Consider the following 23,958-nt stretch of genomic DNA (forward strand, 5'->3'; position numbering starts at 1 on the left):
CATCATGCGGTCATTATTGAGTTGCAACGAATGGGAGAATGGAAATGTGAAAATCCGCTTAAGTCAGTGCGGCAATTCAGATTACACGAACCTGAAATGGAGTTTTTAACGGTGGAGGAAATGCAGAGATTGATTGCTGAAGCCGAAGCGCACAAATTCCATGATGACCTGCACAAGATAATTAAGCTTTGTTTAGCAACAGGGGGACGATTCCGTGAAGCGTCACGACTTACTGGTGCACAGCTCACCAAGTACAAAGTCACGTTCACGCAGACGAAAGGCAAAAAGAATCGCTCGGTACCGATCAGCCCAGAACTTTATGATGTGATTTACAAAGAGGGTTCAGGCCCATTGTTTAACATTGGCTATTCGACGGTTTACCGATTTATCGTGCGCAATGTTCCACGACTAAAGCAGCAAGCTGCCCACGTTCTGCGCCATACTTTTGCGTCTTACTACATGATGAACGGTGGTAATATTATCGCCTTGCAACGAATCCTTGGTCACAGTGACATAAAACAGACCATGCGATTCGCTCACCTAGCCCCCGATCACCTAGAAGATGTGGTCACGAAAAACCCTCTAGCGAACCTCAAATAAGTGGCTAATGCGGACACTAAAACGTCCACATTATGTCCACAAATTTTCAGAATATAGATAAATATTGATGATTATTGATGAAGTGACCACAAGCAAAGCCTTGATATACCTTGCTACGCCTAGCCCCTGTTAGGATGATTTAAAATATGGTCTTCCCAATCAATCACGTCGATTTCGTAAACCACTTTCTCACGCACTGATTCGTTCGCAGCGTGCATCGCGTCTTTCGACCCGGTAGTGAGTGGGTGCCAAGCTGGAAGTGGTTTATCTTCTGCCAGCAAACGGTATGCACAGGTATCCGGCAGCCAATAGAACTCTTCAATCTTCTCGCGGGAAAGCTTCAGGCAGTCTTCGTCATAGCTAAAACGGTTCTGATAGTCTTTACACGAGCAAGTTTTATCATCCAACAGACTGCAAGCAATGTTGGTGTAGTACAACTCCTCGGTGTCTTCATCGATCAGTTTATGAAGACAGCACTTACCGCAACCGTCACACAGCGATTCCCACTCTGCGTCAGTCATTTCAGTCAGTGTTTTTTGTTCCCAGAAAGGCGTTGTCATGCTTACCCGTTCCTGCCAGTCAATCTTGATAAAGGCGCTCGTTATACCACCCAGAGCAGAAACTGCAAGCGCAAGACGGAATCCCTGCTTTCAGCGGCTGTCAATCAAGGGCTTATGGGTGATGCCTATCAACACTTTGCGTTTACTCATCGTGAGTGATACTGTGCGCGCCCACCATTGGATTATAACCAAAGACCCCATTCATTGAGGCTGAGAGATGACTGATACCGCTGTAAGCTGTCGTTTAGGCTGTGGTGCTTGCTGCATCGCGCCAAGCATTTCTTCGCCTATTCCGGGTATGCCCAATGGCAAACCGGCCGGCGTCCGTTGCATCCAATTGAATGAAGAGAATCTTTGTAAGATTTTCGGCCAGCCTGAGCGCCCTGCAGTGTGTGGGCAATTCAAAGCTGACCGGGATATTTGTGGCAGCACCAATCAATATGCGATTGACGTGCTCACAGAGTTGGAATCGTTAACTTAACCGCGCTCAGCGATTTCCTCAGCAGTCAGCTCTCGCACCACTTTGGCAGGGTTACCGACAGCGATGGTGTTGTCAGGAATATCTTTGGTCACCACACTGCCCGCGCCAATGACACAGTTCTTACCAATCGTTACACCCGGCAGAACAATCACACCGCCACCTAACCATGCATTGTCGCCGATGCTGATGGGCAAACCGTATTCAACCAAATCATAGACACGGCGTTGAACATCCAATGGGTGTGTTGCCGTCAAAAGCTGCACATTGTTCGCCATCATCACACGATGACCAATAGTCACAGGTGCAACATCCAAAATGGTGCAGTTGAAATTGATAAAAACATTGTCACCAAAGGTCACATGAATGCCGTAATCACAGAAAAATGGCGGCTCGATATACACTGAGTCGGACGCGTTTGGCAGCAAATCACTCTTAGCCCTTTTCCAGTCGTCACTCTCAGGCACACTTTGGTTAAAGCGACGCATGGCTTCACGGCATCGCATTTTATCTGCCACCAGCTCTTCATCACTCGCGCGATAAAGCTCACCACTTAGCATTTTTTGCTTCTCGGTTTTCATTTTTTGTCCTTTGTACCGACACTATATACCCAAACGACCTGAAGATGCCGGATTCAGCGAGTTTGACTGGCGTTGTGATCGCGGCGTTCCTTTGCAGGTGTAGTCACCTCCATCAAAAAGGAACAACAATGAGCACGGCGTCAGTCAACTCGCCCGAAGGGAGGCCCTCAATGCGCCCACTTCTTTGTTAAATTCCACGGAAATAGAACGACTATTCCTCGTGAAATTTGCCTCGAATTGAACGCATTGATGACCTCTGATTGCGAGCATCTTCAGGTTGTTTGGGTATAGTTCATACCGAACAGTAACTTATAGATAGGGCACAATGCTGAGATCCCGGTTCTTTTTCTTACTATTTGCTACCTTGCTAGTTGGGTGTACTACACCACACCAAACTACCCTGTTCACTCAAAATGGGGCGACGTGCGAAAGCCGCCTCTCTGCTTATTACAAGAAAGTAGAACATGAGCGTGATTTCAAACTGCCTTACCATCAGGATTTACGCTTTCCACATCTGGCTTTTGACCGTTTCAGCACGTCCTTTGTTGGAGAGCTATCTAGCGCTTCTGCGCAAGCTCAATGGCTCACCTATGTGGGTCATAAAGGGAAAGAGCAACTTGATGTCGCATTGGCTTTAGCACCCGTCGCTACCCGCCATCAAAGTGAATTGAAGCAATGCCAGCAGCAATTACTCGAGGAAAGCATTGAGAATTCCCGTTTTTGGGGAGAATTGGAGAGCCATCCTCCTTCCGTGCCGACAGCTTACGAGCATTGGAAGCGAGTGGTAGGCGTTTACCCTGTTGCCACGCTTGTCGCCGAAGGCCAAATCGAAGATGAACAGGAGCGCATCAAAGCAGATTTTGGCAGAACGCTGAAACTCCCTTTCCGTTATGGCGAACCACCGGCACATCTGACGCAGCAAAACGTGAAAGCCATATTCGAAGAAGCAAGTCGCTATTCCTCACTGCAATGGCCTTTGCTCACCCGCGATGAATCTGAGGCGCTACTCGATAGGTTCTCACCTCTGTTTGTCGTCGAAACCTTATCACCCGATGACATCCCCGGCGCGCTGACGCTCGATAGCCAAGACAGGGTATTGATCAATACCCAAACGCCCGTTATTTACCGCTCCGTCACCTACACCCGTTTTCATGGGAAAGTGCTCCCTCAACTCAATTACGCATTGTGGTTCCCCGCTAGAACCGCAAAAGGCCACTTCGACCCGTATGCGGGAGAGTTTGATGCCGTAAATATTCGCATCACGCTGGGTGAAGATGGTGCCCCACTGATTCTGGATTCCATTCACCAGTGCGGTTGCTATCACATGGTGTATGCATTGAGTCCAACACTATGGTTTATAGAGCGCGACGACGAAAAGCCAATCCAGAACTACCTGTTCCCAACTACAGATAACGGTCGTTTTGAAATCAGTTTAACCGGCGGAGAGCACATGATCAGCGCGATTCATGTTACTGATAACATTCAACCCGATATCACGCTTGAGGCGAGAGAAATCAAAGAGTCACTGATGCTTTCGGATAGCACAGGAATGAGGAAAAGCCCTTTTGATGAATTCGGCATTCTGGAACAAAGTCTTCGCGGTGAGCGCTGGTTCCTGTGGCCATTTGGCGTGCGCTCTCCCGGTGCGATGCGACAACACGGACAGCATGCCATTGCCTTTATTGGAGAACGTCACTTTGATGATGCCTTCATACTAGAAACCCTGTTATACCAATCACAGTAGGTAGCTGATCAGAAGTAGCGCAGGAAAAATGCTCGAGAACAAGGCGGAAAATTCCGATAAGTAGTTATTCTACAATCAAATTTTTCAACGCAGTTATCGAGCATTTTAACAAGCTAGGATGAGCAGATATTTACTACGATTGGTATTAGATAAGCACTAACAAAAAAAGCGAGCTAAACAGCTCGCTTTTTCTCTTCACTTTTCAGTGATTAGTGAACGTGGCCGTGTTCGATTTCTTCGGCAGTTGCTTCACGCACTTCGCGGATAACGCCTTCAAATTGGAGTACGACACCCGCCAATGGGTGGTTGCCGTCGATCGTCACTTCATCGCCTTCGATCGCGATAATTGTCACTTGGATATTGCCTTGTGGGCCTTGGGCATTGAACACCATACCCACATCCAATTGGTCCACGCCCTGGAATACACCGCGCTCAACCACTTGAATCAACGCTTCGTTACGCTGGCCGTATGCATCGTCTGGTTGAATTTGAACGGCAAACTCTTCGCCTTCAGAGCGACCTTCCAGTGCTTTTTCCAAACCCGGAATGATATTTCCTGCACCGTGCAGATACGCTAAAGGATCTTTGCCTTCCGACGTATCAATCAGCTGTCCTTCTTCGTCTTTTACCGTGTAGTCGATTTTTACGACTTTGTTTTCTTCAATCATCTTGCCATCCTTTGTCGGCAGCGAATTTACGTATCGTACCTTTACGTCGGGCAATCGGCGCAAAGAGTTGTCAAGGACGAAACGTCAAAGACAGATACCAGCTCATCCCTTTGACTGTAACACAGTGAGCAAAGCACTAAAAAAATCGACCCGGTTACAGCGTTTTGATTACTAAAAACGTGAACTTAGGCCGATATCATTGATTTCAGTCGTTGAGATTTAACGCCACAGCGCCTTGATGGGATGGTCACGACCGAAACGGTGTGCGATTTGCGCCTGAAGTAACTCGGCAGTCGCAATCGCATCCGTCAGCGCGTTATGTCCTTGATAAAAAGGCAAGTTGTAACGACGGCGACTGTCTGCCAACCGAATAGATGTTAGCGGCTTTTTCATTAGGCAGGACCAGAACTTCTGGAAAGGTTTACGGTAATACCAAGATTCAATCTCCAGAGTATCCACCACCGGAAACAACAAGGTTTCACCCAAACGGCTTTTGACTGCCGCCTCGATAAAATCACGCTCGATGCGACGGTAATGCACCACCACAATCTTCCCTTCCAAAGACGCCAACACCTCTTCCAAAATACGGCGTAAGTCCGGCGCATCGCTCACGTCAGAGTGGGTAATACCGTGGAAAACCACAGAGTCGTCTTCCAGCGGTTTTCTCGGCTTCACAATCCAATGCTTGGCTTTGCGGCAATGAATACGATTGAGCGTAAAAGGCACTAAACCAATGCTGACAATGTCGTTTTTGCTGGGATCCAACCCCGTGGTTTCCAGATCCAGCGCAACGAACTCAACCTCAGACACTGGGGTGTCACCATTTACGACACCCGCTTCGTAAAAACGCTTCAGCAGAGGCACCTTGGCTTTTTGCTTCAATCGTTCATTGAGTGTTGACCAGTCAGGACCCACCTTGACGTCTTTTGCACCGTTTTTAGGTTCAAGAATTAACACTACATGCCCCTAATTACTGCGATTTGGCTGGTAACGGTACTTAAGGAACTTCTGCGCGTTACTCATGATCTGGAAAGCGTCTTTGAGGTTGCGGCGCTCGAATTCAGAGAGATTCTCCGGCTCGATGTTGTTATCAGGCTCAATCTCCTGCTCCACATCAATAGCCTGATGGCGTATGCGTACCATGGAGATGAACTCCATCGCATCACGGATATCCTCGCCACGGCCTTTTGGCAAAATGCCCGCTTCGATGATGTCGTCCAAGCGCTCAAACGAGTTCTGGGAACGGGAGCCCACCGCCAGTGCATGAACACGGATCAGATCTGCCAGTGGCGCGGTGCCACGGCGTTTCAGGTTCATTGAGTTTTTGTGTCGACCGTCCTGCTCCATCACAAAGCTCTTGAAGAAACCAAGAGGTGGAGTGCGGTTCAGTGCATTGCGCGCCATACAGGCCAGGAAGCGGTTATTACGCTTCGCACGTCGCGACACGAATGCTTTGAGTGTTTCAGCCCAGTTCGTTGCGCCGTAAACGCCATCAAGATCGAAGAAGATATTGCTGTTCAATAACGACTGGGGGTTCGGATGGTCAATCCAGTCCGCGAACGTCTCTTCCCATTCCGCACGGGTCTTACGCCACTCAGGGTTAGTCGCCATAATGTTACCGGTACAATAGCTGTAACCACATTGCGCAAGGCCATCACTCACAAACTTTGCAAGGTTCACAAAGTATTCTTCATGCTCTCCAGGATCGTACTTGTCATCCAGAATCAGTGCGTTGTCCTGATCGGTCACAATCAGTTGTTCGTCACGCGCCATTGACCCCAGTGCAAGGAAACAATAACCAATAGGTGGCGGGCCATACTCTTCTTCATACAGCTCAAGAAGTCGCTGCTTGAAGCTTCTGCCTATCACCGCCATCGCAGAACCAATCATATGTGAGTTGGCATCTTCTGAAACCATACGGGAGAAACAGGCTGGTACGTCTTTCGACAAAGCCGCCAGATCCTCAACGGTTTGCTGACGGAAGATACTGCTCACAATCACCAAACTGCTCTGGGATTCGTAACGCACGATATCAGACAGCGCAACCACCCCCACAGGCTTTTGATTTTTAAGGATGGGCAAGTGATGCAGGTTGTTACGAAGCATGGTCAGCATGGCTTCGAATACATAGGCATTGTGATCGAGCGTGATAATTTGTGGAGTCAGAATCTCAGTAATCTGCGTCTCATAAGGTAAGCCAGGAGCCACCACGCGGGAGCGCAAATCCCTGTCGGTAATGATGCCCGCAATACGCTCCTGCTCCACACCTTCTTCATCGGCTTCTACTGTCATAACTAACAGCGAAGATACGCCCTCGTCAGTCATGATTTGTGCAGCATGGCGAACGGAAGATTCACAATCCACGGTAACGGGATCGCGCAAAATCAGGTTGGTAACTTTAGAGGTGGTGAGATCATTGCTGTCACGGTGGTTCTCCACCGCCTGACGCAAGCGCAATCCGTCTTCCACCTCCATAAAGTCTGAGAAAGATTCAAAGCGTTCGCTGAGATCGTCAAAAACGGTATCAGGAATAAAGTAAACCAGACTGTCTTCGATCGCTTTGGCAGGAAAGCGAACACGGCGGTTCATCATCAATCCCCATTGGCCGAACGTACCTCCTTCAGAGAGCCGGTTATAAAGCTCTCCTTTGCGGCGATAGATTTCGACCACGCCACTGCGAACTAAACACAGTTCGTGGATTGGCTGACCGTATTCAAAGATTTGCGTCCCTGCGCGGAAGTAGGAAATTTCGACCTGCTTGGCCACTTCATCCACTTCTTCTTCCGGCAATTCATTGAAGGGCGCATGTTGTTTGAGAAACGCTGCGATTTCTATTTGTTCCGCTTCCATTACTTATCAATCTCTCAACGAGTTTACTTCCGACCGGAAATCAGACTCGGACTTCAAACCAGACGAAACAGGGCAGACGTCATGTCTGCCCCGCTGCGCTTACAAGGTTGGTCAACCTAGCCTCGCGGTTCGGACATCAGGCCCTTTATCACCGAGACACAGGCAACCAGCAACACGATGGTGAACGGGAATCCGGTCGATACCGCCATCGCCTGAAGGGCAACCAATCCGCCACCCAAGACCAAGGCAATCGCGACCAATCCTTCAAACGTACACCAGAACACACGCTGTGGCACAGGTGCATCCACCTTACCACCAGCAGAAATCGTATCGATAACCAGTGATCCTGAATCTGATGAGGTCACAAAGAAAACCACCACCAGAATAATACCGATAAATGACGTGATTGAAGCCAATGGTAGTGCATCCAGCATCGCGAACAGTTTCAATGGCAGATCTGCCTCTGTCACTGCCGTATAACCATCATTGACCACCTGGCTGATGGCTGTGCCACCAAACGCAGTCATCCACAATACACAAGCCAGTGAAGGGATCAGCAGTACACAAGTGATGAATTCACGTACCGTACGACCACGCGAAACACGTGCGATAAACATACCGACAAATGGCGACCAGGAAATCCACCAAGCCCAGTAGAATGCTGTCCAGCCAGCGGCAAAGTTAGAATCTTCACGTCCGAACGGGCTGGAAAGCGCAGGCAGGTGTTCAACATAAGAGGCCAGATTGCCAAAGAAGCCGGTCAGAATCGCAATGGTTGGCCCCATTAGGATCACAAACAGCAGCAAGGCCATCGCCAGAATCATGTTGATTTCAGACAGACGCTTCACACCGGCATCCAGACCCGCCATGACCGACACAAGTGCCAGCGCCGTGATCAGGATAACCAGAATCACCTCTGTGGTTTCACCAAGTGGGATACCAAACAGATAATTCAGGCCCGAAGCAGCTTGTGATGCGCCAAGTCCCAACGAAGTCGCCAGACCAAACAAGGTGGCCACGACCGCCAGAATATCAATAACATGGCCGACCCAGCCCCATACACGCTCACCGAAAAGTGGGTAAAACACAGAACGCATGGTGAGCGGCAAGCCCTTGTTAAATGAAAACAGTGCCAGACCTAAAGCGAGCACCGCATAAATCGCCCAAGGATGGAGGCCCCAGTGGTAAATGGTTGCGGCCATAGCCAAATCTGCCGCTGCTTTCGGATCCCCAACTGCTGCACCCAATGGCGCCCAGTCGGTCCGCACACCATTTTCAACAGAAGTACCGCCTAGCGCTGCACCGTAGTGGGATAAAGGCTCTGCAACCCCCCAGAACATCAGCCCGATCCCCATACCAGCGGCAAACAACATGGAGAACCAGCCTGCGTAGGTATAGTCTGGCGTGGCTTCAGTACCGCCGAGACGGACTTTACCCAATGGGCTGACTACCAGTACCAAACAGGTGATCACGAAGATGTCACCCGCGGAAAGGAAGAACCAGTCCAGATTAGTCGTCAGCCAGCCTCGTATCTCACCAAAAATAGGGGCAACGTCTTTCTGGAAGGCGAGTGTAATGAAGACGAAAAGAACAACGGCGAGGCCGGAAATGAGGAAAACGCGGTTGTGAATATCAAGACCAAATGGCCCGATCTTCATGGCAATGTTGTCCTGCCCAACCTGATAATCTGTGTCTATGGGGTTGACGTCACCATCCGGTTTCATCAACTCTTCATGACTTTTATCGCTCACAGTAAACTCCTTAATCCGTTTTGCGAGTTAAGCAGCTAATGGCGTTGAATATGCAGGGTGAAATAACAGAAAACGAGGTTTTCTATCATCAGGCATATTGAACGCTCACTAACTTAAGGTCTAATGACCTAAACACTCTAACATATCCTTAGTGTTCAATGCTTCAATAGTGAGAAATGAGTCGAATTAATCGCTGTAATTGCACAATAATTAGCCACAATATCGTGTTAATCAGGCAAACAGCCAACGCAAATAACCATTGAGCTCTAAACATTGGATTCGCGTACTAACCCTCTATTTCTATCCCTGCATAGGGTGGTTGAATTACGCAAATGCGCCGTGCTGGATCCAGTTTCGGCCAATGTGTCAGTTACGTTTTGTATTTGGGTTTTTACATAAAAAGAAAAATCCGGGCGCGAACCCGGATTTATTTCTTTTGCTTATTTGCGTGGCTCAGACATCAATCCCTTCACCAGGGAGAATGCACAAAGCAACAGAACGATACAGAATGGCAGACCTGTCGATACCACCATTGCCTGCAGCGCTCCAAGGCCACCACCCAGCAACAGAGAAATCGCTACCAGCCCCACAAACGAACACCAGAAGATACGCTGTGGTACTGGCGCATCCACCTTACCGCCTGCAGAAATGGTATCGATAACCAGCGAACCGGAATCTGAAGAGGTGACGAAGAAAACCACCACCAGAATGATACCCAACAGAGAGGTAATGCTCGACAGAGGCAGGCCATCCAGCATGTTGAACAGCTGTAGCGGCAGATCTGCATCAACCACTGCGCGGTAACCATCCTGAAGCTGCTCAATCGCCGTGGTACCGAATGCTGTCATCCACAGCACACAGACAGACGTTGGGATCAGCAGTACACAAATGATGAATTCACGCACCGTACGTCCACGCGAAACACGCGCGATAAACATACCTACGAATGGCGACCAGGACATCCACCATGCCCAGTAGAACGCCGTCCAGCCTTGTGAGTAGTTAGCATCTTCGCGGCCAAATGGGTTCGACAGTGCAGGCAGGTTCTCGAAGTACGCCACCATATTGGTACCCAGGTTGGTGAATATTGACAGGGTAGGACCTACCACAATCACAAACACCATCAGCAAGGTGGCCATCGCCATGTTGAACTCAGAAAGACGTTTCACACCAGAGTCCAGACCCGCAACCACCGACATCAGTGCCAGACCTGTGATACCGATGATGAGGATAACCTGAGTGGTAATACCGCTTGGAATGTTGAACAGGAAGTCCAGACCTGCAGCCGCCTGCGACGCACCAAAGCCCAGTGACGTAGCCAGACCGAATAGTGTTGCCACTACCGCAGTGATATCAATGATATGGCCCGGCCAACCCCAGATGCGCTCACCAAAGATTGGGTAGAACACAGAACGGATAGTCAGTGGTAGGCCTTTATTAAAGGAGAACAACGCCAGAGACAGAGCCAGCAATGCGTAGATTGCCCATGGATGCAAACCCCAGTGGTAAATCGTCGCGGCCATACCCAGATCTTTTGCAGCAACCATATCGCCCGCAGCACCACCCAATGGTGCCCAGTCAGTACGAACGCCATTTGTCTCAACCACACCGCCAAAAGAAGATGCATAGTGTGAAAGTGGTTCAGACACGCCGTAGAACATCAGGCCGATACCCATACCTGCAGCAAACAGCATGGAAAACCAACCGACATAGGTGTAATCAGGGGTAGCTTCTGTGCCGCCGAGACGTACACGTCCCAATGGGCTGAAGATAAGGATCAGACAGAGAATAACGAAAAGGTTACCTGCGCCGATGAAGAACCAGTCCATCTGAGCAGTAAGGGTGTTTCGCATCTCGTTGAACAGAGGGCCAACTGAGTTACGGAACAACAAAGTGACTAACACGAACAGTGCAATCATACCGCCTGAAACCAAAAACACGCGGTTATGGATATCCAGACCCAAAGGACCGATTTGCAGGGCGATATTATCCTGACCTACTTGGTAATCAGTATCGATAGGCGTCACCGCACCATCCGGTGACATTAATTCATCGTGGCTTTTATCACTCACAACGACAACTCCATTTTACATTCACAACATTCAGGCCAATTCGCCTGAATAAACGCAAACTATTACTGTTTACGTCAGTGAGGTAAAACAAATAAAACTTGTCGTATTAGCATGATTTTTCGATATTAATTACCAACAGAATCAAAAAGGCCGCACTCATTCATAGTGACAATGCCAAAATGACAAATATCACGATAAATTAAACAGTTAGAGATTGTTGAGATTGCCTAGATAGTGTTCAGCCTGCTCCAGCACAGCACTACGCTCTTCGTCGGATTTTCCATCCCAGCCACGATAAACCATGCCAGCTCGCGGATTCACCGCAATTTTAGCGCGATGACGTTCCATAAAATGCCAATAAAGACTGTTCAGAGGACAAGCGCCCTCACCCACTTTTTCTTTCACGTTATAATGGCAACCCGCGCAGTAATCGCTCATCTTATTGATGTAGTTACCGCTGGCACTGTAGGGCTTGGTGGCGAACAGACCGCCATCTGCAAATAGCGCCATTCCCCGAACGTTCGGTAACTCTACCCACTCAATGGCATCGACATAGATCCCCAGATACCAGGCATCGACTTCTTCCGGTGCAATGCCCGTCAGCAGGGTGAAGTTACCGGTAACCATCAAGCGTTGGATGTGATGCGCATAGCCGCAATCGAGCGACTGCTGGATAGCCTGTTTCAGGCATTGCATCTTGGTTTCGCCCGTCCAAAAGAATTCAGGCAATGTCCGAGTGCCACCCAGTGCGTTCATGGTTGAATACTCCGGCATGTTTGCCCAATAAAGCCCGCGGACAAACTCACGCCAGCCAAGAATCTGTCTGACAAAACCCTCCACCTGATTGATGCTAATGCCGGAGTCAGGCTGGCGATACGCCTTTATCGCGGCTTGAATCACCAGCATTGGGTGAAGCATTTTGCTGTTGAGTGCAAAGGAAAGTCGGGAATGATAAAGGCTCCAGCGATGCGGGCTCTCGGATGTCATCGCGTCCTGAAAGCTGCCGAATTTTGGCAACAGGTACTGACAGAAGTAATCAAGCAGTTCCATCGACTGTCTTCTAGTGACAGGCCAGAGAAGCAGTGGAGTAGCAACACCTATGGTTTTCACACCATGACGCTCCAAACGGTCGAGAATAGTCGACACATCATTGGCAAACACCAAAGGCTCAGGGATGCATTCAAGCTCTGCTTTGGTCAGCTTGGCACGGTTATCTTTGTCGTAATTCCACTTTCCCCCTTCCGGTTTGTCGCCTTCCATCATCACGTCAAACTGCTTACGCATCTTGCGGTAAAAAGACTCCATCAGGTGATGTTTTCCAGCAGTGAAATGTTGGCTCAAGGCATCATCAGGTACCAGAAAATGCTCACTGCCCGTCGCACTGGTCTCAATACCTAAAGAATCGCTAAACAGACGAAGCTGTTCGCGCAAACGGTATTCATCCGGAAGTTGATATTCAAAACGCGTAATACTGTGTTTATCAATCAATGCGTTTAGCAGTGCGTTCAGCGAATCGAAGGATTGTGTTTCATCCAGCGTCATGTGCCTCACATGGTGACCTGCTTTCTCCAAGGCAGCCGCAAAACCTTTCATGGCAGCGAAAAACGCACAGACCTTCTGAACATGATGAGGGGCGTAGTCCGTTTCCTGACGCAGCTCTGCGATCAGGTACAACACACCATCGTCGTGTTCGCTGTACCACGCATGGCTGGCATTTAGCTGGTCACCGAGAATCAGTCTGAGTGTGTGGAACTGGGTCATTGGAATCGCTACCGTTTCTTTTTTCAATCAACAGTATGCATTACGGTTCAAGGTGCTGAGAGATCAAAAAAACGCCAGACAAGCTGGCGTTTTTTATCGGAGGCTGTGAGTTACTGCGCGTGAGGTCGGAACACGATTTTCTCGTCTTCTTCCGCCGCTTTCATGTCGTTGAAGCGTTTCTCATCCAACGCGTCTTCGCTTTTCGCAACAATACAGGTTACCGCACAGTCACCGGTGATGTTCACCGCGGTACGAATCATGTCCAGCAGACGGTCAACACCCATGATCAGTGCAATACCTTCCAGCGGCAGACCCACCTGATTCAATACCATCGCCAGCATCACCAGACCCACACCCGGTACACCCGCGGTACCGATGGACGCCAGCGTTGCTGTCAGGATAACCGTCATGTAGTCCATCATGGTCAGGTCAACATTGAACGCCTGCGCGATAAACACCGTTGCCACACCTTGCATCATCGCTGTGCCGTCCATGTTAATGGTCGCACCCAGCGGGATGGTGAAAGATGCAATCTTGTTGTCAGCACCCATGCGGCGAGTGGTGGTTTCCATCGACACGGGAATAGTCGCATTCGACGACGCCGTCGAGAACGCAAACATGATGGCATCTTCCATTTTCTTGAGGAATGTTACCGGGCTCAGGCCGCTGAATACCTTAAGCAAGGTGGTGTAAGTCACCAGCGCATGCAGCACCAGGCCACCCGCCAACACGAAGAAGTATTCCGCTAGACTGACAATCGCTGACAGACCCAGCGAGGTAAACAACTTCGCCATCAGACAGAACACACCAAACGGGGCCAGATTCATCAGCAGAGCAACCAGCTTAAGAATCACTTCGTTCAGATCACGGAAGAAGGCCGCCACGCGCTCACCTGGCTTACCAGACGCACTGATAGCAATACCGAACAGCAGCGCAAAAATGATGATTTGCAGCGTGTTGCCTTCCGCCATTGAGCTGATTGGGTTCGTAGGGAACATGCCCACAATCACATCGCCCAGCGATGGCGCTTCGGAAGCTTGGAAAGACGATGCCGCAGAAAGGTCTGCACCTTTACCTGGGCCAAACAGCAGTGCAAGGCTCATTGCCAGGGTGATCGCCAGCGCCGTGGTGCCCAGATAGAACATCAGGGTTTTGCCACCCAAACGGCCCAGCGTTGCGATATCTTTCAGTGCGCTGGTGCCACACACCAGTGAAACGAATACCAAAGGAACCACCAGCATCTTCAAGCTGGCTACAAAAATTTGGCCACCAACGTCAAACAAGCCGTTGACGATATACTCGTTGACGAAACCTTCTTCGCCGAACAAAAACCGAATAGCAAAACCAGTCACAATACCCATCACCATGCCCAGCAGGACACGGGTGGTCAAAGACATCTTGTTAGCTTCCGCATTCATGATTGAAAACTCCTTTTCAAAACTCAACGCCAAGGAGATTAAACTGGTGATTTATATTGACCATAAGAATACGAACTGCCCTCGGGCAAAGCATCGTTTCAACAGAACTCAATGAACCGAATTTTAATCTGATTGGTTAACTTGCTCTTCACAATCAAGCGCGATGAGATTAGCAGCGGAATCCCAACTAAATACATTCCCTTTTTACAACATCGAGTCACTTTTATGCGACACATCACACATCCGAGGCGAAATTTCCAATCTGATAAACATCTGATTAACAAAATAAAAAACTATTAGATGCCTTTTTGACCAGCAGAAAAGACCTGACCCGTTCAAAAAGCCATCAGTGCTATTAACAATAGTCAGGCGTATACCCAATCTGAAGGCTCAGCTTTCTACCAGCCAGAAGAAACTGTAAGCAGCGATCAATGCAGGTAAGGTTGAATAAAGGGTGGCAACAATGGCGGCCTTTGGTGCCAGCGCAATCGCAGGGAAAAGCGCATCACCATCATTGGAAATCGCATTGCCAATTTGGGCGGACATTGGCACAGCGCCACTGATGTACAAACTGGTAACTAGAATCTGAGGCCCGCAGCCGGGCAATATGCCCACAAGCACCCCCATTAATGGCACCAAAGCGCCCCAGCCAGTAAAGAGTTCACTGAGATCCATCCCCAGCCAGAGTACGCAAAGCTCAAACACCAGAAAGGCCGCAATCACCCAGACCATCACAAAGTTAGTGTCCTGAGCGACCCGCTCGAAAAGGTGCGATCCACTGTCTTTGGGATCTTCTCCCACCAAAGACTCATAATTTTCCGCTTCTCGCGCCAGTGCCCAGAAGGTCACCGTCGTTATCGCGAGAACCGCACCAACCAGCTCGGACATGCCAACAGGAAGATGAAGCAACGCATCGGTATCAAACTGCATTGAGCTAAGCAGTGTCATCACCAGAGATGGAAGCAACACCCATTGCCAAAAGCGCCCCTGCACACCGATAACCGTCTGGCTGTCGGCTTGTTTGGAACATGGGTTAGGTTTTGCCGGAGAGTGTTTGGGTCGCATAAAGTCATCACGATGCAGCGCATCGACAATCTGTCCGGAAACCACACCGACGGCAAAGCCTAACCCAATCATAAAGATGCCATCCGAAGGCTTGGTGGCTAACAACAAGAACGCAGCATCACCCATCGTCGCTGTAAGCACTGCAACCACACTGCCAAAGCTAAGGTTGCCACGTACAAACTGGGTGATAACAACAATAGCGCCACCACATCCCGGTAAAGCGCCCAATACCGCTGAAAGCACCACCTGCAGATTTTTCTTTTTTGCTAAACGCGATACCCAAGCGCCATGACGCTCGAACTTGTTCGTCAAATAGTGAAAAAGCGCTAGTGTCGCAGCCACATAAGCAGCCACTTGCCAGAAAGCATCAGACAGCACAGCGAGTGTCACCGCACGTGTTGGTTCAGCGAAAATCAGCGCAAGTAACAACACTGGTACTAAAAGGCGACGTTTTTTCATCGCCCAGAAATGCCGCTTTGAAACCGGTGCGAAGAGTCGGGAAAGTAATCCTGTCATCGTTTTACTTTTGATAATGAGAATTATTATCAATAATAGATCGTAGATGACGAATTGCAACAGGAAGTTTGATAATGCCAATCACAGTAGATAGGTGATCAGAAATAGCGCAGGAAAAATGCTCAAGAACAAGGCGAAAAATTTCGATAAGTCGTTATTCTACAATCAGATATTTACTACGATTGGTATAAGCATAAAGTACGGGTGAGAGATAAAAGAAAACCGCCCCGAAAGGCGGTTTTGGTTGAAGCTTACATCTGGCAATTAAACGCGGAAGAAAGCAAGCTCCTGCTTCTGGCTTTCAGCCAGCTGAGAAAGCTCCTGACTTGCCGACGCGCTTTGGCTGATACCGGTAACATTCTGGGTAATGATGCCAGACATATTGGTGATGTTACGGTTGATGTCCTGCGTCACTGCCGATTGCTGTTCAGCGGCGGTCGCCACCAGCGTATTCATGTCAGTGATTTGTGCGACAGACTGTGTGATGCCATTAAGGGCATCATTCGCCTGTTGGCTCAACTCCTGAGTGCGGGCAAGCACGTCCATACACATTCCCATGCTGTCACCTGCCTGAGAAGCCTGAAGCTGCAAGCCTTCGATGATTTGCTGGATCTCTTTGGTCGACTCTTCAGTACGCGCTGCCAGCATACGCACTTCGTCCGCTACTACCGCAAAACCACGGCCAGAATGGCCTGCACGCGCCGCTTCAATTGCCGCATTCAGTGCCAATAGATTAGTTTGCTCTGAAATACCGCGGATCACTTCCACCACATGACTGATGCGCTCAGATTGCTCACGCAGAGTGCTCACCACACTTGCGGTGTTTTCAATCGATTCCGCCATTTGCACTGCGGCTTGTGTACTTTGCTCGAACACTGCCAGACCTTGTGCTGCCAGTTCATCAGTTTGACGAGCCGCATGGTCAGCATTCACTGCGTTGTCAGACACGTTATCTGCAGTACTTGAGAGCTCGGTCACTGCAGAAGCAACCTGTTCGATTTCTGCCTGCTCTTGCTGTGCGTTCACTGCAGACTGGTTCATCACCGCGGCAAGTTCAGTGGAAGCCGCTGCCACTTCATCGCTGATACTGAACAGTGTGGTCACGGTATGACGCAGTTGGCTGATGGTCTGGTTGGTGTCACGGCCCAAACGCGCCAGTTCATTTTCACCGGATTCATCCGCCTGTACGTTCAGATCACCCGTCGCCAGACGACGCATGACATCCTGAAGCTCTTCCAATGGTTTTACAATCACACCTGAAAGCCACCAGCCAAACAGCATCGCAATCGTCAATGCACCGCCCATCACCAAGCCGGTTGTCACCATCATCTGATCTGCATCGTCGTCAGATTTTTTCAGGTCTTGCTCAACCAAAGGATTGATAAAAGCTGACAGTGCGCTGATGTCTTTCATCATTTCCGCGCCCATTTCACGGTATTCGTTCACCATAGCGTTATAGCGCGGCATGGCGATTTGTTGCTTGAAGTAAGCTTCAATCGTCGGTTGCGCTTGGGCGTTGGTATAGCGAACGTAGTCGCTCACACTGTTCTCGATATCAAGTGCCATATCACGCAGCACCGGCGTTTTTGCCATTTCACGGGAAATGGTCAGCGCTTCGTTACCCAGCTTGGCAACGTTGTCGGCCATTTGCTTGGTACGTTGCGAATCGTAGATACCGTAAATCGCTTCCACACGCATTGCCCAGGCAATGTCTGCCAGTTTAGACGCGCGATCTTTGTCATTCGCTGCCTGTCGTGCCGTATTACTGACCGAATAAACCGCAGATTCAACTTCACTCTTGGCAAAGATCATCACTGCGAAAGTGCTTATCACCAAAAGAAAAATAGGGATCAGAATTTGATATCGGATAGAGATATTTTTGAGTGACATTTATCGCTTAAACCTGAGTCGTATTGCTGAAATTGCGCGCATTATGAGACTTAGATCAACATTTGCCAACCGTGAATTTTCTTTTAGAAACATTTATTTTGGCAATCAGTTTGAACGCCAAATTCCCGTCGGGAGTGTCAAAAAACTGCGTGTGGGAAATGGTTTGAGACGTTGGTAGAGATGAGATAGGGACGGACGCTCAGAAGAGAAAAGTCTGGATTACTATACGAGTGAGACAAAGGCAGACCGGAGGCTATGTATCGCCCCCAGTCACTTGGACATAATATAGTTAAGCGTCGTTTTCTAAGCTGGAGACCAAGGCTTCGATATCTTCATGCTTGTCACTGGTTGAAAGCCAAACCAGATACAGCTCGTTCGCCATCGCCGGGCTGTCTTTCACCACATGCAAAGCACCGGCTTCAATCCAAGGCTGTGCGACGGTAGAGGGCAAGAATCCAACGCCTCCACGGTTAAGCAGGAATTTCAACGCAGGCTGGCATGCATGGCTGTGCAGGACAGGGGTACGTTGTAACGACGCAATACGGCCATGTTCAAGGCCAAAACGGGTTCCCCAATCCAGATACACCATCGGCAGTTCGCTCACCGACTCCAGATCCTGATCCGGTTCACTACATACCAGCAGAAGTTCAAACGCTGTAATACGGTGCTGCTGCAGATCTGCCAGTTTCGGTGGTTCGCTGGTCAGCACCACGTCAACCTGCTTCTCAAGTAACGCATTCGAAATTTGCTGACGGCTCAAAGATTCCGTGCGAAGTGCCCAATCCGGTTGATTGGCTTCAACTTGTTCCAGCCAGTCACTGCAGCTGTCCATTTCCCAGATCAGCGACGTCGCCCCGACCGTGAGTTGCTGCTGGTAGCTGTCAGTTAGCGCCACATCCTGACGTGCGCGGCCCCAGGTCTGCAAAATGCTTTCTGCATAGGGGACAAAACGCTCTCCCGCAGCAGTTAAACGCAAATCACCGCGCTTGCGGGTAAACACCGGCGTACCGAGTTTGATTTCCAATTGGCGGATACGGAAGCTAACTGCCGACTGTGTTAAATACAGGTTGGTTGCCGCTTTACCAAAATGTCGGGTTTTGTTCACTTCCAGGAACGTGCGTAGTAGATCAGTATCCATAATCAGCAATAAATCAAAATAGTTTCGTCAGCTTGCGTTATCACGGAAAAGCCCTATCGGGTCAAGGGTAAAGCGCACAATTCGGCGCGATTGCGGATCAATTGAACGCGTACGACAAAATCAGGAGGGAATATTCGACTTTGCGGGCTTGGGAAGGGAAAAGCAAAGCGCATACACCGCCAGCCCTAAACACCATGCACCAATAAACGCTCCCCAATTATCCACCAAATGTCCAATCAAAGCGGATGCAGACAACAGAAATATCACCACCAGCAACACATTGATGCAGGTTGCGAGATAACGATTCGCTTTGAAGCTTTTTCCCCAAAACACAAACACGCATAGGTTCACCGCTGCAACCTGTCGACGGTAATATCTGTCCAGGTACATGGCAAGCCAGAATCCCCACAGTGTGCCCACTGCTATATCGAGCCAGGTCTCAAACATCGAGCCTCCGAACTATAAAACGGTGTCCACCCTGCCCCATTTGCGCGGTTGTTTCAGGTGGTCTGAGTTACACAGTGTAAGCCTTACGCAATCAGTTACACGTCCCATTATGGAGACAAACGGGTGTCGCATTTCTTACCACATACCATCCCACACTTGAGGAAAAAGTCTGGGTTGTTCTTTATCGGTGCGGCAGACGGCGAGGTGTTTACCGCCTGTTCATTCTAAGCAAATACACCTCAACAATGCGTAAATCACTCAGGCCAGCGCCCTTCCGCCCAAGTCGTGCAGAAATGCGACGGAATATCCCGTTATCCAAATGGAAATCCCTGTGTCACTGTGCGACCATGCCTTTCTGCTTAAAAAGCAAGCAGCGCCTCCGACTGGAAGTCGCTCAAGCACAGAATCAATACAGGAGTTATACGTGCGCATATCTGCCCCCATCGTCGAATCACTGGATACCATCCTTCCTGAAGAACCTTTGTTGATGATGGGCGCTGGCCCTGTGCCAATTCCTGCCAAAGTCGCCGCCGCCAACGGGATTGTGATTAACCACCTCGGTGAGACCATGTCTCGCATCATCGAGCAGGTCAAATCCATGTCACGCTATGTATTCCAGACCGAATCTTCACACATTCTCGGTGTGGCAGGCCCAGGGTCTGCGGCGATGGAAATGGCGGTAGCAAATCTGGTTGCACCGGGCGACCGAGTGCTGTCTGTGAGCAATGGCTTTTTCAGTGGCCGCTTGGCGGAAATGTCTGAACGTGTGGGCGGAGAAGTCACCCGCTACACCATTGCTGAAGGACAAGCTGCAAGCCCAGAGGAGATCGCCAAAGCCATTGCCGAAGTGCAACCCAAAGTGCTCACTATCGTGCAGGGGGAGACCTCCAATACGGTTTGCAACAGTGCGCTGCCGGAAATATGCAGTGCCGCCAAATCTGCGAGATGTCTGGTGATTGTCGATGCCGTCTGTACCCTCAGTACCATGCCACTCAACATGGATGAATGGGGCGTGGATGCCGTGATCACTGGTGGCCAGAAAGGGTTGAGCTGTATTCCCGGTGTTTCTCTGGTCGCTTTCTCTGAGCTGGCGTGGGACAAAATCACCACCCGCGAAGACACGCTGCGCCACTGGTGTCTGGATGCCAAACTGGCAGACAAATTCTGGTACCAAAGCTCTTACCATTACACCGCCCCCGTTTCCGGCATTATGGCCATCCATGAAGCGCTGCGACTTATTTGCGATGAAACCCTGGAAAAGCGTTTTGACCGTCACCTGAAATGCTCCCTTGCCCTTCAGGCTGGCATTCAAGGTCTCGGGCTTTCCCTCTATGCCGACAAAGCCTCCCGACTGAATTCCGTCGTAGGCATCAATGTGCCGCAAGGGTTAAACCAGAAAGAGATTCTGGCGGCGATTTCCCGAGATTTTAAAGTGGAGATTTCAGGTTCATTTGGTTTGAATATCGTTCGAATCGGACAGATGGGCGAGCAATGCCGCGTGCACAATATCTTCCGCACTATCCATGCGTTAGGGTCGACCATCCAAAGACTGGGCGGTGAAGCGAACTTACCCTTGGGTGTGGCGATGTTGGAAAAAACGTTGCAGGAGTACCAGCCACAGTTTGGCTGACAGAAAATAAATCGGCAGGCTCGGGGGTTACGTGAAACTGGGTTGAAACGGCTCGCCATCAATATGCATAACGCCGTCTTCAAGGGTAATAACAAACTCGTGGTTCAGCGCATATTCTCTGGAATCCGAGCCAAGATGTAAGTACTCGCTATCAAATTCATAGAAGTGGGTTAACGTTATCCGAACCAAATTGCGGTTTCTCATATAGCGCAGCAAGTTACCGTAGGCACTTCGCAGCGCCGGTTTGTTTTCACTCTCACCAAGAAAGTAAATGCTGTAAGCGCGGGCCAGCATCAAGGCTAGCGTTTTAGCGCCTTCACCGTTCGGCATGCCGAGGCTTTCTGGTTCGACTTCACGATCACCCTTGATAGCTAATACATTGCAATCAAATCCCCCCAGATACACCAGCAGGTCAGTATCAGAAGACATATGTTTTGACGCTTCATGACTCAGCGCAGATACCAGAGATTGCGCCCCCTCCCAATAAGGTGAAGGTGAGCTGCCGGTCGCCACAACTTTGCTTTCCACCTCAACATCAATACCTGTCCCGAACAGGAAATCATGAACAGAGAGGGTGATGTCTTCGTTTTTATTTGTCAGTAAGGTGACAAATTTAGGTTCGAGCAGGACTTTAGGGTGCGGAGTGTTTTCGAAAAAGTGATCCCCCAGTTTCACAGCCGCCGAGACTTTGCGCTGTTCTTTGCCAACCAGAAAGTGGAATGTGGTTTTTTTGGTCAGGAAATTGTAACGAGGCCGTTTGAAGATATTGAAACGCACTTTTTCGCGGCTACACAGCAGAAACAGATGGGGTTCTGCCAGCTTGTGGTCGAGATGGTTTTTCAGGTTGGCGCGGTAATCGACCACGTATTGGCTAAGTTTGCGGATTTCTTGCGAAAAGCGTTCGTCTTGAAGTAGGTCGCACCACAAAATGTCCGTGTCCGTCAGTTCGGAGTGACAACTGACCAGTGCCGGATTCTCGATAAGACGAAGTGTTGCGACCAAACCAGGATCCTTATGTTCATGTTTACGAAGCTTTTTTAAGCGTAGTGGATCTCACGGTCGTCGCACATCAAATTTGCCGGATTGAGAGCAATGCCACTTGGTTCTGTTAACCTTAACTAAGCTGGTTCAATAGATCGCCCACCATCAAAGGCTTTGAGTAAAAATATCCTTGCTGATACTGACAGCCACGGTGAATAAGAAATTCAACCTGTTCTCCGTTTTCTACCCCTTCTGCGACAATCGCGATGTTCAGACGATGAGCAAGTTCAATGATGGACTCCAACACGGGCGCATTCACCGAATCTACCCCCACAGTATCGACAAAACACTTGTCGATTTTCAGATAGTCGAGGTTAAGTCGCTGCAGCATGGACAATGAAGTATGCCCTACCCCGAAATCATCGATCGCCACTGATACGCCAAGGCGACGCGCCGCGTCAATCTGGGTAAGCGCTGAGTCGTCCAACAACTGACGTTCAGTGATCTCAAGCGTAATGGAAACGGGCAACGCATCGAACAACCCCAGCACATAGGCCAACTCCGATTCAAAGCTCGGACAGGTCATAAACTCCGGCGGGACATTGATGCCTAAATGGTAGGTTTTTCCTGAAGGCAGCAATGCCATGTCCTGGGCTGCGCGGGAAAAGACATAGTGGGTAAACTCAACACCCAAGCCATTCTGCTCGATGACTGGAATGAAGATATCCGGCCCCACTGCGCCCATCTTTGAATGCTGCCAACGCGCCAACGCTTCGAAGCCATAAAGCTCCCCCATTGCGTCGTAAACCGGTTGATACATCAAATAGAACTCTCCACGTTTCATACCGGTTTTAATTTCTTCGATGAGAGAAAAACGGGGCTTCAGACGCATGATAATCAGGTGGGAGAACAGGGAAATAAGCAGCCCAAGAGGAATACTCGCCAACGTGAACATCAGCATGGAGTAACGCACATAGCTTTCCGTGGGTTCAACGCCGAGCTCAATGTGAAAACGCTGCGATTTGAAGTAATGCATGCTTTCAAGGTCATACTGGCTTCGGTTAAACAAACACTTGTCACCAATCCAAACGGCCAGCTTTTCATACTGCAGCGAGTCTGAGATATCCATGTAGTTGATAAATTCGTCTAAAGAGACAACAGCCATACCACGGGTATCGAGATCCTTTTTATCTTGGGAAACAATCACCAATACCTGTTCATGACCCACTGTTCCTGCCTTAGGATAGCTGTGAATACCTGGCGTCAGATTTGCGGTGATCAAAGACGGGTCGACCCAGTCAAAGACAGTGTCAGACTGACACATGACCTGACCATTTTTCACGGTCACAAAATCATGCACGCTTGGCCAGAGTTTCAATCGGCTTTTGATAGAGCGGCAATTAGAGGTATGACTCATGATCACCTGTGCCTGGTTGGTCAGCGACTCAATCTTTCGTTCAAGGGTTTTTAGGTATATCCCTCCAAAGTCATCGACATGTTTATCAATGGACAACTTGGACAGATACAGCCCCAGCAACACAGCAAAAAACATCGGCACACATACCAGCGTCAGGTAGTACACCAAATCTCGCCCATTGCGTTTCATGCTCGAAAACCTTGTTCAGTAAAGATGTGAGGCCGTGGGATCTTGGAGATAACCTGCCTACTTTTCCGAACATCATACGCTTTATAGCCGAATAATTGTTGATTGATAGCAATTAGCCAGCCATCAATCCGTCGAGAAAAGTGGACACCACGAACAGGAGTGCGATGTATATCACAAGGATTCTGAGACTGTCATAGAGATT

At 49.4% G+C, this 23,958-nt stretch carries 19 protein-coding genes; 4 read left to right on the top strand and 15 right to left on the bottom strand.

Going from position 1 to position 23,958, the window contains the following annotated elements; genetic code table 11:
• The first annotated feature begins 96 nt into the window (after positions 1 to 96).
• Positions 97 to 600 (top strand): tyrosine-type recombinase/integrase, encoded by a 504-nt coding sequence (locus QL223_RS19750; protein WP_281545717.1) that lies wholly within the window; start codon positions 97 to 99, stop codon positions 598 to 600.
• Positions 601 to 719: 119 nt separating this feature from the next.
• Here QL223_RS19750 and QL223_RS19755 read toward each other — a convergent pair whose 3' ends face one another.
• Positions 720 to 1,160 carry a YcgN family cysteine cluster protein gene (locus tag QL223_RS19755; RefSeq protein ID WP_281545718.1) on the bottom strand — a complete coding sequence of 147 codons (441 nt, stop codon included), beginning with the start codon at positions 1,158 to 1,160 and terminating at the stop codon, positions 720 to 722.
• Positions 1,161 to 1,377: 217 nt separating this feature from the next.
• On the opposite strand from QL223_RS19755, the gene QL223_RS19760 reads away from it, so the two are divergent.
• Positions 1,378 to 1,641, top strand: a complete 264-nt coding sequence (locus tag QL223_RS19760; protein ID WP_002541050.1) for a YkgJ family cysteine cluster protein — start codon at positions 1,378 to 1,380, stop codon at positions 1,639 to 1,641.
• Here QL223_RS19760 and QL223_RS19765 read toward each other — a convergent pair.
• Positions 1,638 to 2,219 carry a sugar O-acetyltransferase gene (locus QL223_RS19765; RefSeq protein ID WP_281545719.1) on the bottom strand — a complete coding sequence of 194 codons (582 nt, stop codon included), beginning with the start codon at positions 2,217 to 2,219 and terminating at the stop codon, positions 1,638 to 1,640. The genes QL223_RS19760 and QL223_RS19765 overlap by 4 nt on opposite strands.
• 325 nt (positions 2,220 to 2,544) lie before the next feature.
• On the opposite strand from QL223_RS19765, the gene QL223_RS19770 reads away from it, so the two are divergent.
• Positions 2,545 to 3,963 (top strand): hypothetical protein, encoded by a 1,419-nt coding sequence (locus tag QL223_RS19770; RefSeq protein WP_281545720.1) that lies wholly within the window; start codon positions 2,545 to 2,547, stop codon positions 3,961 to 3,963.
• 209 nt (positions 3,964 to 4,172) lie between these two features.
• Here the strand turns inward: QL223_RS19770 and QL223_RS19775 are convergent, their stop codons facing one another.
• From QL223_RS19775 to QL223_RS19825, 11 genes are all read right to left on the bottom strand, one after another.
• The gene (locus tag QL223_RS19775) at positions 4,173 to 4,631 is read right to left on the bottom strand and encodes a peptidylprolyl isomerase (RefSeq protein WP_002540880.1); all 459 of its coding nucleotides are present in this window, start codon (positions 4,629 to 4,631) and stop codon (positions 4,173 to 4,175) included.
• A gap of 219 nt (positions 4,632 to 4,850) precedes the next feature.
• Entirely contained in the window at positions 4,851 to 5,588 is a 738-nt protein-coding gene (locus QL223_RS19780; RefSeq protein ID WP_281545721.1) for a 3'-5' exonuclease, read from the bottom strand.
• Positions 5,589 to 5,597: 9 nt separating this feature from the next.
• Positions 5,598 to 7,481 (bottom strand): DUF294 nucleotidyltransferase-like domain-containing protein, encoded by a 1,884-nt coding sequence (locus tag QL223_RS19785; protein ID WP_002540882.1) that lies wholly within the window; start codon positions 7,479 to 7,481, stop codon positions 5,598 to 5,600.
• Between the two features lie 116 nt (positions 7,482 to 7,597).
• A complete protein-coding gene (locus QL223_RS19790; protein WP_281545722.1) occupies positions 7,598 to 9,232 on the bottom strand; it encodes a BCCT family transporter in 1,635 nt (544 codons plus the stop codon).
• A gap of 440 nt (positions 9,233 to 9,672) precedes the next feature.
• Positions 9,673 to 11,304 carry a BCCT family transporter gene (locus tag QL223_RS19795; protein WP_281545723.1) on the bottom strand — a complete coding sequence of 544 codons (1,632 nt, stop codon included), beginning with the start codon at positions 11,302 to 11,304 and terminating at the stop codon, positions 9,673 to 9,675.
• A 207-nt stretch (positions 11,305 to 11,511) separates the two neighbouring features.
• Positions 11,512 to 13,065: a cryptochrome/photolyase family protein gene (locus QL223_RS19800; RefSeq protein WP_281545757.1), complete on the bottom strand. Its 1,554-nt coding sequence runs from the start codon at positions 13,063 to 13,065 to the stop codon at positions 11,512 to 11,514.
• A 110-nt stretch (positions 13,066 to 13,175) separates the two neighbouring features.
• Positions 13,176 to 14,483, bottom strand: coding sequence for a dicarboxylate/amino acid:cation symporter (locus tag QL223_RS19805; RefSeq protein ID WP_002540886.1), 1,308 nt, complete (start codon positions 14,481 to 14,483; stop codon positions 13,176 to 13,178).
• Positions 14,484 to 14,873: 390 nt separating this feature from the next.
• Positions 14,874 to 16,064 (bottom strand): putative manganese transporter, encoded by a 1,191-nt coding sequence (locus QL223_RS19810; RefSeq protein WP_281545724.1) that lies wholly within the window; start codon positions 16,062 to 16,064, stop codon positions 14,874 to 14,876.
• A 264-nt stretch (positions 16,065 to 16,328) separates the two neighbouring features.
• A complete protein-coding gene (locus tag QL223_RS19815; protein WP_281545725.1) occupies positions 16,329 to 17,954 on the bottom strand; it encodes a methyl-accepting chemotaxis protein in 1,626 nt (541 codons plus the stop codon).
• A 289-nt stretch (positions 17,955 to 18,243) separates the two neighbouring features.
• Positions 18,244 to 19,092: an HTH-type transcriptional regulator HdfR gene (gene hdfR / locus QL223_RS19820; protein ID WP_281545726.1), complete on the bottom strand. Its 849-nt coding sequence runs from the start codon at positions 19,090 to 19,092 to the stop codon at positions 18,244 to 18,246.
• 120 nt (positions 19,093 to 19,212) lie between these two features.
• Entirely contained in the window at positions 19,213 to 19,539 is a 327-nt protein-coding gene (locus QL223_RS19825; protein ID WP_002540890.1) for a hypothetical protein, read from the bottom strand.
• Positions 19,540 to 19,963: 424 nt separating this feature from the next.
• Here QL223_RS19825 and QL223_RS19830 point away from each other — a divergent pair, with 424 nt between their 5' ends.
• Positions 19,964 to 21,169, top strand: coding sequence for an aminotransferase class V-fold PLP-dependent enzyme (locus QL223_RS19830; RefSeq protein ID WP_281545727.1), 1,206 nt, complete (start codon positions 19,964 to 19,966; stop codon positions 21,167 to 21,169).
• A 27-nt stretch (positions 21,170 to 21,196) separates the two neighbouring features.
• On the opposite strand, the gene QL223_RS19835 is transcribed toward QL223_RS19830, so the two are convergent.
• Together QL223_RS19835 and QL223_RS19840 are read right to left on the bottom strand one after the other, a co-directional pair.
• Positions 21,197 to 22,171, bottom strand: coding sequence for a hypothetical protein (locus QL223_RS19835; protein WP_002540893.1), 975 nt, complete (start codon positions 22,169 to 22,171; stop codon positions 21,197 to 21,199).
• Between the two features lie 112 nt (positions 22,172 to 22,283).
• A complete protein-coding gene (locus QL223_RS19840; protein ID WP_281545728.1) occupies positions 22,284 to 23,756 on the bottom strand; it encodes an EAL domain-containing protein in 1,473 nt (490 codons plus the stop codon).
• Positions 23,757 to 23,958 lie beyond the last annotated feature (202 nt).

This window comes from Grimontia sp. SpTr1 (assembly GCF_947387585.1).
GTDB classification, from domain to species: Bacteria; Pseudomonadota; Gammaproteobacteria; order Enterobacterales; family Vibrionaceae; genus Enterovibrio; species Enterovibrio indicus.